The organism is Pseudomonas sp. A, assembly GCF_056270345.1.
The window spans coordinates 4,549,557-4,562,211 of record NZ_CM149873.1 but is presented as its reverse complement, the minus strand read 5'-3'; the positions used below and the strand labels follow the sequence as shown (position 1 = coordinate 4,562,211).

Here is a 12,655-nt window from a genome sequence, read left to right as displayed (position 1 = left end):
TGCACGAAACCTGTGGGAGCGGGTTTACCCGCGAATGGGCTGCATCGTAGCCCCAAGCTATTTATCGGAAACTGTAGGAAACCCCCGCATACACCCCGAACCCTTCCCCCGGCGTCGAGCGGGCGATGTCCTGCCCGGCATCGTTGTACCCCGGTGTCACCGTCGCCGCATACCGCTTGTTGGTCAGGTTGCGCAGGTCGAGCCAGGTCTGCCAGTCCCGTTTCGGCGAATCCCAGCCCAGGCGCGCGCCGAGCAGGGCGTAGGCATCGGCGTGGTAGCTGTTGGCGTAGTCCACCTGCACCTTGGAGGCCATCTGCGTGTTCACCCCGGCGTAGAAACCGCTCGGCCAGTCGTAGCGCAGTTCGGCCTGGTAGTAGTGCATGGGGATGCCAGGCAGGCGGTTGTCGCCGAACTTGTCGTCGTCGCGGTAGTGGAAGTCGCTGAAGGTGTAGGCCTGGCGCAGGCTGAGCTTGCCGGTGCCGGGTTGCTCCCAGAGCAGGCTGTCCAGGCCGGCCTCGACGCCCTGGTGCACGGTGGGGCTGGCGTTGAACTCCTTGAACGGCAAGCCTTGCACGACTTCCACGTTCAACAGCTCGTGGCGTACCTGGGCGTAGTACCAGGCCAGGTCCCAGCGCCCCAGTGCCGAGTCGCCGCGGGCACCCAGCTCGAGGGTGGCGGCGGTCTGGTTCTGCATCTTCATGGGCTGGTTGGCGACCGGCGCACTCCAGACCAGCGACCACGGGTGCGGCGGCTCCACCGAGCGACTGAGGTTGCCGTAGACCTGCAGGTCAGGGCGGATGTCGTAACGCAGGCCCAGGCGTGGGGCGTAGTCCCAGTCATGCTGGCTGACCTTGCCGCCACTGGTCGGGTAGGTGACGTCGCTTTCGCGGCGGGTATAGATCATCGCCAGGCCCGTGCTCAGCCACAGGTTCGGGATCAGCTCCAGGTCGTTGCCCGCATGCAGCACGGTATCCGAACCCTGGTAGCTGAAATCGCGGCTGCGGGCGCCGAAGTTGTCGCCGCCGGGGCGAGCGAACTGCGAGGCGCCGCTGTTGGGCAGGTGCTTGGTGGTACGCCAGCCGAGGGTGGTCTTGCTCTCATTGCCGAACAGGGTGTCGCGACGCAAGTAGTTCAGCGTGCCGCTGACATCGGTGTAGGCGACCTTAAGGCGCATCGGGCCTTCGCGCAGGTCCATGGGGTAGTCGTGATAGACCAGCCCCGCCTCCAGGCGTGAATCGTCATCCAGGAAGAAGGTGGTCTTGTTGCCCACCCAGGTGCTGCCCGGTTGCGGGCGGCTGTCGTCGCGGGCCAGGTACGCCGGATTGGCGGCACGGGGATGGTGCTTGATCTGGTCCTTGGTCAGGCGCCCGGCCAGGTCGTTCTCGGTTTCCCGGTAGCGCAGGTAGAAGCGCGTCTCCAGGTTTGGGTTGAAGCGGTAGCCGATGTTGGCGGCGATGCCCTTGGCGCTGCCGCTGCTGTGATCCTGGTAGCCGTCGTACTCGGCATCGGTCAGGGCCACGTAGTAGTCGAGGTTGCCCAGCACCTGCCCGGAGCTGATGTGCCGGCGCTGGTAGCCACGGCTGCCGACTTCGTAGCGCACCTGCAAGGGCGCGGCATCGTAGCCGGTGTGGGTCACGTAGTTGATCGCGCCGCCCAGGGCCAGCGAGCCCTGGTCGAAGCCGTTGGCGCCGCGCAGCACTTCGGCGCGGCTCAACCACAGCGGTTCGAACAGCTCGTAGGGCGTGCCGCCCGGGCCGGTCAGCGGCAGGCCGTCGAACATTGTGTACACGCCCGAGCCGTGGGCGCCCGGTGCGCGGTTGATGCCCGAACCACGGATCGACAGCTTGATGCCATCGTTGCCCGCCGACTGGGCGAATACGCCAGGCTGGTAGGCCAGCACGTCCTGGTTGCTGGCCACCCGACCTTGGCCGACCTTGTCCATGTCCACCAGGTTGCTGGCGCCGGGGATCTCGCGCAGGTGCTCGGCGGCGGCTTCCAGTTCGGATTGCTGCCGGTCCTGGATCAGCACCTGGTCGAGTTCGACGCGATTGGCAGCCTGGGCGGTGCCAGCGACAAGCAGGGCCAGCAGGGAGTAGGGGAGGGTGGGGCGCATGGGGACGGGGTTCCAGATCGGGGGCGGGAGTCTGACGCTGCAAAGGGCAGACGAAGCACAGTGGTCGATCTGTAATACCGCAGTGGCTTCTTCGCGGGTAAATCGCAGCGGCGCACCGCCGCTCCCACAGGCATAGCGCGTGGCTTGAGGGCCGCGCGGTCGCTGTGGGAGCGGCTTCAGCCGCGAACACCGGCGCAGCCGGTGCCAGGCACCGCGTCGCCTGCTTCGCGGGTAAACCCGCTCCCACAGGGATCGCGCCAGATTCTAAAAATTGAGCAAGACAGTTGCTCCCACAGGTAAAGCGCTGAGCGTTGGAAATGGTGGTGATCCTGTGGGAGCGGCGGTGCGCCGCTGCGATTTACCCGCGAACAAGCCAGTGATTTCCTTCAGGCAAAAAGAAACCCCGCCGAGGCGGGGTTACTTTCACATCGTGCAGCCGATCAACCGATCAGTTGCAGACCCGCCTGCTGCACCATCTCCAGCAACGGCTGCGGGTACACGCCCAGCACGAAGGCGAGGATGGCAATGGCCAGCAGCATCACGCCGCCGGTGCGCTGTTCCCACTTCAGCGGGGCGTCGTGGCGACGCAGGTTCGGCTCGACCAGGTACAGGGTGACCATGACGCGCAGGTAGTAGTACACGCCGATGGCGCTGCCGATCACCAGGGCGCCGACCAGCCACCACAGGTGCGACTCGACGCCGGTGGCGATGATGTAGAACTTGCCGATGAAGCCCGCGGTCAGCGGGATACCGGCCAGCGAGAGCATCATCACGGTCAGCACGGCGGTCAGGTACGGACGGCGCCAGAACAGGCCGCGGTACTCGTACAGGGCGTCGGCGTCACGGCCGGCGTACGGCGAGGACATCAGGGTGATCACGCCGAAGGCGCCGAGGCTGGTGATCACGTAGGTGACCAGGTACACGCCCATGGCTTCCAGGGCCAGGCCCTTGCTGGCGACCAGGGCGATGACCAGGTAGCCGAAGTGGGCGATGGACGAGTAACCGAGCAGACGCTTGAGGTTGCTCTGGGTCAGCGCCAGCAGGTTGCCGATGATGATCGAGGCGACCGCGATCACCGCCAGCACGGTGCTCAGCACGCCGCTGCTGGCGGCGGGGGAGAGCATGAACAGGCGTACCACGACGGCGAACACCGCGACCTTGCTGGCGGTGGCCAGGAACGCGGCGACCGGCGCCGGGGCGCCTTCGTACACGTCCGGGGTCCACAGGTGGAATGGCACCAGCGACAGCTTGAAGGCCAGGCCTACCAGCATCATGCCCAGGCCCAGCTGCGCCAGCAGGCTCGGCATGCTGGTGGCGGCCAGGGCCTTGCCCAGCTGGTCGAAGGTCAGCGCGCCGGCATCGGCGTACAGCAGCGCCATGCCGAACAGCAGGAAGGCGGAGCCGGCAGCCGACAGCACCATGTACTTGATGCCGGCTTCCAGCGAGCGCTTGTTGAAGAAGGCGTACGCCACCAGGCCGTAGACCGGCACCGACAGCAGCTCCAGGCCGATGAACAGGCCCGCCAGGTGGTTGGCGCTGACCAGCACCAGGCCACCCAGTGCCGACATCAGCAGCAGCAGGTACAGCTCTTCACGGTTGCCCGGGAAGCCCTTGGAGCCCTCGCCCAGATAGGCGTGGGCAAGGGTGACGCAGGCCAGGGTGGCCACCAGGATGATCGCCATGTACAGGCAGGCGAACTTGTCGATGGTCACAAGCGACGTGACCGCCAGCGGTGCGACTTTAAGTGCCGGCAGGATCGACAGCAGGGCCAGGTTCAGGCCCACGGTGGACAGCAGGAAGGTCTGCGAGTGGTTGCGCTTCCAGGCGATCGCCAGCATCACCACCACCGTGGTGATGGTGGTGATCAGCATCGGCGCCAATGCGATGAAGTGTTGAGTGGTGAATTCCATAGCGCTCTTACCGGGCCGAAGCGAGTTGAGTGAAAGCGGAACCGAGCCACTGCTGCACACCGCTCATGGTGGCGGCAGAGGTGTCCAGGAACGGCTGCGGATACACGCCCAGCAGGATCAGCAGGCCCGCCAGGCCCAGCACCATGATCAGCTCGCGACCGTCCATGCCGGCCAGCACGGTGTCGGCCTTGGCCGGACCGAAGTAGGCGCGGTGGATCATGATCAGCGAGTACACCGAACCGAAGACCAGGCCGGTGGTGGCGATCACGGTGATCCATGGGACGTGGGCGAAGCTGCCGATCAGGATCAGGAACTCGCCGACGAAGTTGCCGGTGCCCGGCAGGCCCAGCGATGCGGCGGCGAAGAACAGGCTGATGGCCGGAAGATACGCGATGCGGTGCCACAGGCCACCCATCTCGCGCATGTCACGGGTGTGCAGGCGCTCGTACAGCTGGCCGGCCAGGATGAACAGCGCGGCGGCCGACAGGCCGTGGGCCAGCATCTGGATCACCGCGCCCTGCAGGGCCTGCTGGCTGCCGGAGTAGATGCCGATCAGCACGAAGCCCATGTGCGAGACGCTGGAGAAGGCCACCAGGCGCTTGATGTCGGTTTGCGCGAAGGCCAGGAAGGCACCGTAGAAGATACCGATCAGGCCCAGGGTCATGGCGATCGGCGCGAACTCGGCCGAGGCGTTCGGGAACAGCGGCAGGGCGAAGCGCAGCAGGCCGTAGGCCGCGGTCTTCAGCAGGATGCCCGCGAGGTCCACGGAACCTGCGGTCGGTGCCTGGGCGTGAGCGTCAGGCAGCCAGGAGTGGAACGGCACCACCGGCAGCTTCACCGCGAAGGCGATGAAGAAGCCCAGCATCAGGATGTACTCGACGCCGGCTGGCAGCTCGGCCTTGAGCAGGTCGCTGTAGTTGAAGGTGATCACGCCGGTGCTGTTGTAGTTGACCAGCACCAGGCCGAGGATCGCCACCAGCATGATCAGGCCGCTGGCCTGGGTGAAGATGAAGAACTTGGTCGCCGCGTAGATCCGGGTCTTCTTGCCGTCGGAGGAGCTGTGACCCCAGAGCGCGATGAGGAAGTACATCGGCACCAGCATCATTTCCCAGAAGAAGAAGAACAGGAACAGGTCCAGGGCCAGGAACACACCGACCACGCCGCCGAGGATCCACATCAGGTTGAGGTGGAAGAAGCCGACGTGGCGCTGGATCTCTTTCCACGAGCACAGCACCGACAGCACACCGAGCAGGCCGGTGAGCAGGATCATCAGCAGCGACAGGCCGTCGAGGGCCAGGTGGATGCTGATGCCGAAGCGCTTGATCCACTCGACTTTGTACTCGAGGGCCCAGGCGGGCTCCGCGCCAGGGGCGGGAGCCAGGGTGTAGTTGCCGTTCGCCCACAGCCACAGGCCGATGCCAAGCAGCAGGGACATGGTCAGCAGCGCGATCCAGCGCGGCAGGGTGGAGCCGAAGCGCTCACCCAGCCAGCACAGGAAGCCGCCGATGAAGGGGATCAGGATCAGCCAAGGCAAAATCATGACGGGTTGGTTTCCTTTGGCAAAGTCGCAAGATTCATAGTCATACCGCGGCCACTACCACGGCACCGAGCACCAGCACGGCGCCGACGGCGATCGAGGCGGTGTACCAGCGCAGCTGGCCGGTCTCGGTCTTGCTCATGGCGACGTGACCGCCGCGAGCCAGGCGAGGGATGAGGCCGATGCTGCGGTCAACCGGGTCCTTGCGCAGGATGTGGCTGATCAGCAGGTAAGGTTTGACGAAGAGCTTGTCGTAGATCCAGTCGAAGCCCCAGGCGGCGAACCACCAGGCCGACAGGACGCGACCGATACCGCTGTTGGCGACCGCAGTGACGAAGCGGCGCTTGCCCAGGAACAGCAGGGCCGACAGCAGGATACCGGCGATGGCGATGGCGCCCGAGGCGATCTCCAGCGAGTGCTTGGCTTCGCCACCGGCGTGGCCGGCGCTTTCAGGCAGCACGCCTGCCAGCGGCGGGTGGATCCAGGCGCCGATGAAGGTCGACAGCACGATCAGCACGCCCAGCGGCAGCCAGTGGCTGATGCCGTGGCCGGCGTGGGCTTCGGTCTTGGCTTCGCCGTGGAAGGCGATGAAGATCAGGCGGAAGGTGTACAGCGAGGTCATGAACGCGCCCACCAGACCTGCGTACAGCAGGCCGGTGTTGCCGCTGGCGAAGGCTTCCCAGAGGATCTCGTCCTTGGAGTAGAAGCCCACGGTCAGGATCGGCAGGGCGGCCAGGGCGGCGCCACCGACCACGAAGCTGGCGTAGGCCAGCGGCAGTTTCTTCCACAGGCCGCCCATCTTGAAGATGTTCTGCTCGTGGTGGCAGGCGACGATCACCGCACCGGAGGCAAGGAACAGCAGGGCCTTGAAGAAGGCGTGGGTCATCAGGTGGAAGATCGCCGCGTCCCAGGCGCCGACGCCCAGGGCCAGGAACATGTAGCCGATCTGGCTCATGGTCGAGTAGGCGAGGATACGCTTGATGTCGGTCTGTACCAGGGCGGCGAAGCCGGCCAGGACCAGGGTCACGCCACCGACCACGCCGACCAGGTGCAGGACGTCCGGCGCCAGCAGGAACAGGCCGTTGGTACGGGCGATCAGGTACACGCCCGCGGTCACCATGGTGGCCGCGTGGATCAGCGCCGAAACCGGGGTCGGGCCCGCCATCGCGTCGGCCAGCCAGGTCTGCAGCGGCAGCTGGGCCGATTTACCGACCGCGCCACCCAGCAGCATCAGGGTCGCCAGGACCATCCAGGTGTCACCGGCCTGGAACTTCTGCGGTGCCAGCACCAGCAGTTCCTGCACGTTCAGGGTACCCAGCTGGACGAACAGGATGAACAGGCCGATGGCCATGAACACGTCGCCGATGCGGGTGACGATGAACGCCTTGAGCGCCGCGTTACCGTTGTTGCGGTTGCTGTAGTAGAAACCGATCAACAGGTACGAGCACAGGCCCACGCCTTCCCAGCCGAAGTAGATGAACAGCAGGTTGTCGCCCAGCACCAGGAACAGCATGCTGGCGATGAACAGGTTGGTGTACGAGAAGAAGCGCGAGTAACCGGCTTCGCCACGCATGTACCAGGAGGCGAACAGGTGGATCAGGAAGCCGACACCGGTGACCACGCCCAGCATGGTGACCGACAGGCCGTCCACGTACAGGGTGAAGTTCGGCGCGAAGCCGTCCACCGACATCCACTGCCACAGCAGCTGGCTGTACGCACCGCCCTCAGGCGGGGCGACGTTGAACTGCCAGATCACGTACGCGGCGGTGGCCGCCGACAGACCGACCGAGCCGACACCGACCAGCGCCGACAGGTTCTCGGACCAGCGGCCGCGCGAGAACGACAGCAGCAGGAAGCCGATCAGGGGGAATACGAACGTCAGGAAGATAAGGTTCATCCGCGCATCTCACTGGCAGCATCGATGTCGAGAGTGTGGAAGCGGCGATACAGCTGCAGCAGGATCGCCAGGCCAATGCTGGCCTCGGCGGCTGCCAGGCTGATCACCAGGATGAACATCACCTGGCCGTCGGGCTGGACCCAACGGGCACCGGCGACGATGAACGCCAGGGCAGAGGCGTTCATCATGACTTCCAGGCTCATGAGCACGAAGAGGATGTTGCGGCGGACCATCAGGCCAACCAGACCTAAGCAGAACAGGATGCCGGCGACCGCCAGACCATGCTCGAGAGGGATAGCACCCATGATTTACTCCTTCGCCTCGTTGCGGCCCAGGTGGAAGGCGGTGACGGCTGCCGCGAGCAGCAGCATCGAGGCCAGTTCGACCACCAGCAGGTACGGCCCGAACAGGCTGATGCCGACGTCCTTGGCGCTGACGGTGGTACCGCTGATGGCGGCGCCCGACGGGGTGACGAACAGCACGTACAGCAGCTCCAGCAGCAGCAGGGCGGCGAGGATCACCGGCCCCGCCCAGATGCCGGGCTTGAGCCAGCCGCGCTCCTGGGCGACCGAGGCCGGCCCGAGGTTGAGCATCATCACCACGAACACGAACAGCACCATGATGGCGCCAGCGTAGGCGATCACTTCCAGGGCGCCGGCGAATGGCGCGCCGAGGGAGAAGAAGATCATCGCCACGGAAATCAGCGAGATGATCAGGTAGAGCAGGGCGTGCACCGGGTTGGTGCCGGTCACCACGCGGAGCGTGGAGACAACGGCGACACCGGATGCGAAGTAGAAAGCGAATTCCATCTTTCTGTCCTTATGGGAGCAAGCTCTTCACGTTGATCGGCTCGGCTTCGTTCTGCGCAGAGCCTTTCGGCTTGCCAGCGATCGCCATGCCGGCAACACGGTAGAAGTTGTAGTCAGGGTTCTTGCCGGGGCCGGAGATCAGCAGATCTTCTTTCTCGTACACCAGGTCCTGACGCTTGAACTCGGCCATTTCGAAATCCGGAGTCAGCTGGATCGCGGTGGTCGGGCACGCCTCTTCGCACAGGCCGCAGAAGATGCAGCGCGAGAAGTTGATGCGGAAGAACTCGGGGTACCAACGGCCGTCCTCGGTCTCGGCCTTTTGCAGCGAGATGCAGCCGACCGGGCAGGCCACCGCGCAGAGGTTGCACGCCACGCAGCGCTCCTCGCCATCGGGGTCGCGGGTGAGGACGATGCGGCCGCGGTAGCGCGGCGGCAGGTACACGGGTTCTTCGGGGTACTGCAGGGTGTCGCGCTTGCGGAACCCGTGGGAGAACACCATGGCCAGGCTGCGCAGCTGTGTGCCGGTGCCCTTAACGATGTCGCCGATATACTTGAACATGGGTCAAATCCTCACTGGGCCGCGACGGCTGGCGTGTTGTAGAGCACGATCGCAGCGGTCACCAGCAAATTGATCAGGGTCAGCGGCAGGCAGAACTTCCAGCTGAAGTCCATCACCTGGTCATAGCGTGGGCGCGGGATCGAGGCGCGCAGCAGGATGAACAGCATGATGAAGAACGCGGTCTTCAGGGCGAACCACAGGAACGGTACTTGCGGCAGGATGCCGAACGGACCGTGCCAGCCACCGAAGAACAGGGTTACCAGCAGCGCCGAGATCAGGATGATGCCGATGTACTCACCGACGAAGAACATGCCCCATTTCATGCCGGCATATTCGATGTGGTAGCCGTCGGCCAGTTCCTGTTCCGCTTCCGGCTGGTCGAACGGGTGACGGTGAGTCACGGCGACGCCAGCGATGAAGAAGGTGCAGAAGCCGAAGAACTGCGGAATGATGAACCACAGGTTGTTGGCCTGGTATTCAACGATGTCGCGCATGTTGAACGAACCCACCTGCACCACCACGCCCATCAGCGCCAGGCCCAGGAACACTTCGTACGACACGGTCTGCGCCGAGGCCCGCAGGCTGCCCAGCAGGGCGTACTTGTTGTTCGACGACCAGCCGGCGAACAGCACGGCGTAGACCGACAGGCCGGCCATGGCGAAGAAGAACAGCAGGCCGATGTTCAGGTCGGCCACGCCCCAGCCCGGGGTGATCGGGATGATCGAGAAGCCGATCAGCAGGGCGCTCATGGCCACTACCGGCGCCAGGGTGAAGATCATCTTGTCGACGAAGGGCGGGTTCCAGTCTTCCTTGAAGAACATCTTCAGCATGTCGGCGGCGATCTGGAACATACCGAACGGGCCGACCCGGTTCGGACCGTAGCGGTCCTGCCACCAGCCCAGCAGGCGACGCTCGACGAAGCTGAGCAGCGCGCCGCAGACCACCACGGCCAGCAGCACCACGATGGCCTTGACGACCTGAATGATCACGTCGATCACTTCGGGGGTGAACCAGCTCATTGTGCTGCCTCCTGCAGGCCTTCGACGGCTGCACCGAAGATGGCGGGCGGAATGCCGGCCAGGCCTTTGGGCAACGCAACCAGGCCAGCGCCCAGTTCTTCATTGATACGCAGCGGCAGGCGCAGCGAAACACCGGCCACGTTCAGGCTCAGCAGCGCGCCGTCGTTGACGCCCAGGCGGTCGGCTTCGGACTTGGCCAGGCCGACGTAGGCGGCTGGAATACGCTCTTGTACCGGTGCGGCGCGCGAGGAACTCTCTTCGCTGCCGAACAGGTGGAAGAACGGTACGGCGGTCCAGGTGCCGCGAGCCGGGTTGAACGCGCCCGGAATGGCGGTGAACCAGTTGAGCTTGTCGCCTTGCGACTCGATCAGGCGCACGCCCGGGTCACCGGCACGCAGGTGGCCACCCACTTCGTCCTGGAACTTGTTCCAGGCCTGTGGCGAGTTCCAGCCTGGCGACCAGGCGAATGGCACCTGCTGGCGCGGTTCGGCCGAGCCCGAGTAGCCTTCCATGGAGAAGGCGAACGCGGTGTCCTTGTCCTGCGGGGTACGCGGCTCGTGCACGCTGATGTTGGCGCGCATGGCGGTACGGCCGGAGTAGCGCAGCGGCTCGCGGGCCAGCTTCATGCCCTTGATGCGGAAGGCTGCGCTTGGTGCGGCATTGATGATGCCGGCCAGTTGCGGCGCGGCTTCGGCGCAGGCGCTGGTGACGTGGTCCAGCTGGGTCCAGTCCACCGGCTTGTTCAGCAGGGTGGCACGCAGGGCGTGCATCCAGCGCCAGCCTTCGTGGATCTGGATGCTGCTGTCCAGGTACTGCGGGTCGAACACCTGGAAGAAGCGCTGGGCACGGCCTTCCTGGCTGACCAGGGTGCCGTCGCCTTCGGCGAACGAGGCGGCGGGCAGCACCAGGTGGGCGCGGTCGAGGGTCGGGGTCTTGGAGTGGTCGGCAACGATCACCACCTTGGCCGCGGCCAGGGCGGCGTCGACCTTGGCGGCCGGTACGCGGGCGTACAGGTCGTTTTCCAGCACGACGATGGCGTCGGCCTTGCCGCTGATCACGGCGTCCAGGGCCGCATCGACGGACTCGCCGCCCAGCATCGCCATGCCGAGGCTGTTGGCTTCAGGCACGACCAGGCTCAGCGAACCGTTCTTTTCGCGCAGCTTGAGGGCCTTGGCGATGTTGGCGGCGGCTTCGATCAGCGCAGGATCCGCCAGGGAAGTGCCGGCGACCACCAGCGGGCGGTTGGCGGCGACCAGGGCATCGGCGATGCGCTGGGCCAGGGCCTTGGCTTCGTCGTCCAGGCCGGCGACGGCAGGCGCGCTCGGGTCGATGGCGTGGGCCACGGCGAAACCGATGCGGGCCAGGTCAGCGGGAGCAGCGTGCACACACTCTTCGGCGACGTCGTCCAGCTTGGTTTCAGCCAAGGATGCGATGAACAGCGGGTACAGCGCGTGCTGGCCGATGTTCTTCACCGCAGCGTCCAGCCAAGGCTGTACGCGCATGGCGTCGGCCATGGCCTCGGCCTTGCCCTTGGTGGCCTGGCGTACGGCCAGGGCGACGCGGGCGGCGGTCTGGGTCAGGTCTTCACCGAGCACGAACACGGCGTCGTGGTCTTCGATGTCGCGCAGGGTCGGGACTGGCAGCGGGCTGTCGTTCAGCACGTTCAGCGCCAGGCGCACGCGGGCCAGTTCGCCAGCTTCCATACCGGAGTAGAAGTACTCGGCGCCGACCAGCTCACGCAGGCCATAGTTGCTCTCGAGGCTGGCGCGCGGCGAGCCGATACCGACGATGGTGCGGCCGCGCAGCAGGTCGGCGGCCTTGTCCAGGGCGGCGTCCAGGCCCAGCTTGCTGCCATCGGCGAGGAACGGCTGGCGCGGACGGTCCTTGCGGTTGACGTAGCCATAGCCGAAGCGGCCACGGTCGCACAGGAAGTACTGGTTCACCGAGCCGTTGAAACGGTTCTCGATGCGGCGCAGTTCGCCGTAGCGCTCGCCGGGGCTGATGTTGCAGCCGCTGGAGCAGCCATGGCAGATGCTCGGGGCGAACTGCATGTCCCACTTGCGGTTGTAACGCTCGGAGTGGGTCTTGTCGGTGAACACACCGGTCGGGCAGACCTCGGTGAGGTTGCCGGAGAACTCGCTTTCCAGCACGCCGTCTTCGACGCGACCGAAGTACACGTTGTCGTGGGCGCCGTATACGCCCAGGTCGGTGCCGCCGGCGTAGTCCTTGTAGTAGCGCACGCAGCGGTAGCAGGCGATGCAGCGGTTCATCTCATGGGCGATGAACGGGCCGAGGTCCTGGTTCTGGTGGGTACGCTTGGTGAAACGGTAGCGGCGCTCGTTGTGGCCGGTCATTACCGTCATGTCCTGCAGGTGGCAGTGACCGCCTTCCTCGCACACCGGGCAGTCGTGCGGGTGGTTGGTCATCAGCCATTCGACGACGCTGGCGCGGAACGCCTTGGACTCGTCATCGTCGATGGAGATCCAGGTGCCGTCGGAGGCAGGGGTCATGCAGGACATGACGATACGACCACGGGTGTCGTTCTCGTCGGTGTACTGCTTGACCGCGCACTGCCGGCAGGCGCCGACGCTACCGAGCGCCGGGTGCCAGCAGAAATAGGGGATGTCGAGGCCGAGCGACAGACAGGCCTGTAACAGGTTGTCCGCACCGTTGACTTCGAGCGCTTTGCCGTCTACGTGGATAGTGGCCATTGTTCAAAGTTCTTCGTTGGCCCGCGTGGGCGGGCGTGGCTAATGGAAATCGGTGAGCCTGCGGCCGGCCACGAATCGTTCGGGCCGGCCGGCGGGCTGG

The 12,655-nt window shown here is 65.4% G+C and carries 9 protein-coding genes; all 9 read right to left on the bottom strand.

Annotated elements, in window-relative coordinates:
* Positions 1-61: 61 nt before the first annotated feature.
* On the bottom strand, positions 62-2,113 hold the full coding sequence (locus tag AC0MAZ_RS20345) for a TonB-dependent receptor family protein (protein ID WP_475858952.1): 2,052 nt from the start codon (positions 2,111-2,113) through the stop codon (positions 62-64).
* Between the two features lie 440 nt (positions 2,114-2,553).
* Complete coding sequence (gene nuoN, locus AC0MAZ_RS20340; RefSeq protein WP_102685131.1) at positions 2,554-4,023, bottom strand: NADH-quinone oxidoreductase subunit NuoN; 1,470 nt, start codon at positions 4,021-4,023, stop codon at positions 2,554-2,556.
* 7 nt (positions 4,024-4,030) lie between these two features.
* Positions 4,031-5,563, bottom strand: a complete 1,533-nt coding sequence (nuoM, locus tag AC0MAZ_RS20335; protein WP_110733457.1) for an NADH-quinone oxidoreductase subunit M — start codon at positions 5,561-5,563, stop codon at positions 4,031-4,033.
* Positions 5,564-5,603: 40 nt separating this feature from the next.
* Positions 5,604-7,457 carry an NADH-quinone oxidoreductase subunit L gene (gene nuoL / locus AC0MAZ_RS20330; protein WP_062573488.1) on the bottom strand — a complete coding sequence of 618 codons (1,854 nt, stop codon included), beginning with the start codon at positions 7,455-7,457 and terminating at the stop codon, positions 5,604-5,606.
* Complete coding sequence (nuoK, locus tag AC0MAZ_RS20325; RefSeq protein WP_008096201.1) at positions 7,454-7,762, bottom strand: NADH-quinone oxidoreductase subunit NuoK; 309 nt, start codon at positions 7,760-7,762, stop codon at positions 7,454-7,456. Before nuoK ends, nuoL begins: the two co-directional genes overlap by 4 nt.
* Before the next feature lie 3 nt (positions 7,763-7,765).
* Entirely contained in the window at positions 7,766-8,266 is a 501-nt protein-coding gene (nuoJ, locus tag AC0MAZ_RS20320) for an NADH-quinone oxidoreductase subunit J (RefSeq protein WP_110733459.1), read from the bottom strand.
* A 10-nt stretch (positions 8,267-8,276) separates the two neighbouring features.
* Positions 8,277-8,825, bottom strand: a complete 549-nt coding sequence (nuoI, locus tag AC0MAZ_RS20315; RefSeq protein ID WP_003251442.1) for an NADH-quinone oxidoreductase subunit NuoI — start codon at positions 8,823-8,825, stop codon at positions 8,277-8,279.
* An 11-nt stretch (positions 8,826-8,836) separates the two neighbouring features.
* Positions 8,837-9,844, bottom strand: coding sequence for an NADH-quinone oxidoreductase subunit NuoH (gene nuoH / locus AC0MAZ_RS20310; protein ID WP_050706494.1), 1,008 nt, complete (start codon positions 9,842-9,844; stop codon positions 8,837-8,839).
* Positions 9,841-12,555, bottom strand: a complete 2,715-nt coding sequence (gene nuoG / locus AC0MAZ_RS20305) for an NADH-quinone oxidoreductase subunit NuoG (RefSeq protein WP_203652031.1) — start codon at positions 12,553-12,555, stop codon at positions 9,841-9,843. Before nuoG ends, nuoH begins: the two co-directional genes overlap by 4 nt.
* Between the last annotated feature and the right edge of the window lie 100 nt (positions 12,556-12,655).

Bases quoted from the DNA above. Each gene is read 5' to 3' on its own strand.
- AC0MAZ_RS20345 (WP_475858952.1), bottom strand. From the start codon at position 2,113: ATGCGCCCCACCCTCCCCTACTCCCTGCTGGCCCTGCTTGTCGCTGGC.
- nuoN (WP_102685131.1), bottom strand. From the start codon at position 4,023: ATGGAATTCACCACTCAACACTTCATCGCATTGGCGCCGATGCTGATC.
- nuoM (WP_110733457.1), bottom strand. From the start codon at position 5,563: ATGATTTTGCCTTGGCTGATCCTGATCCCCTTCATCGGCGGCTTCCTG.
- nuoL (WP_062573488.1), bottom strand. From the start codon at position 7,457: ATGAACCTTATCTTCCTGACGTTCGTATTCCCCCTGATCGGCTTCCTG.
- nuoK (WP_008096201.1), bottom strand. From the start codon at position 7,762: ATGGGTGCTATCCCTCTCGAGCATGGTCTGGCGGTCGCCGGCATCCTG.
- nuoJ (WP_110733459.1), bottom strand. From the start codon at position 8,266: ATGGAATTCGCTTTCTACTTCGCATCCGGTGTCGCCGTTGTCTCCACG.
- nuoI (WP_003251442.1), bottom strand. From the start codon at position 8,825: ATGTTCAAGTATATCGGCGACATCGTTAAGGGCACCGGCACACAGCTG.
- nuoH (WP_050706494.1), bottom strand. From the start codon at position 9,844: ATGAGCTGGTTCACCCCCGAAGTGATCGACGTGATCATTCAGGTCGTC.
- nuoG (WP_203652031.1), bottom strand. From the start codon at position 12,555: ATGGCCACTATCCACGTAGACGGCAAAGCGCTCGAAGTCAACGGTGCG.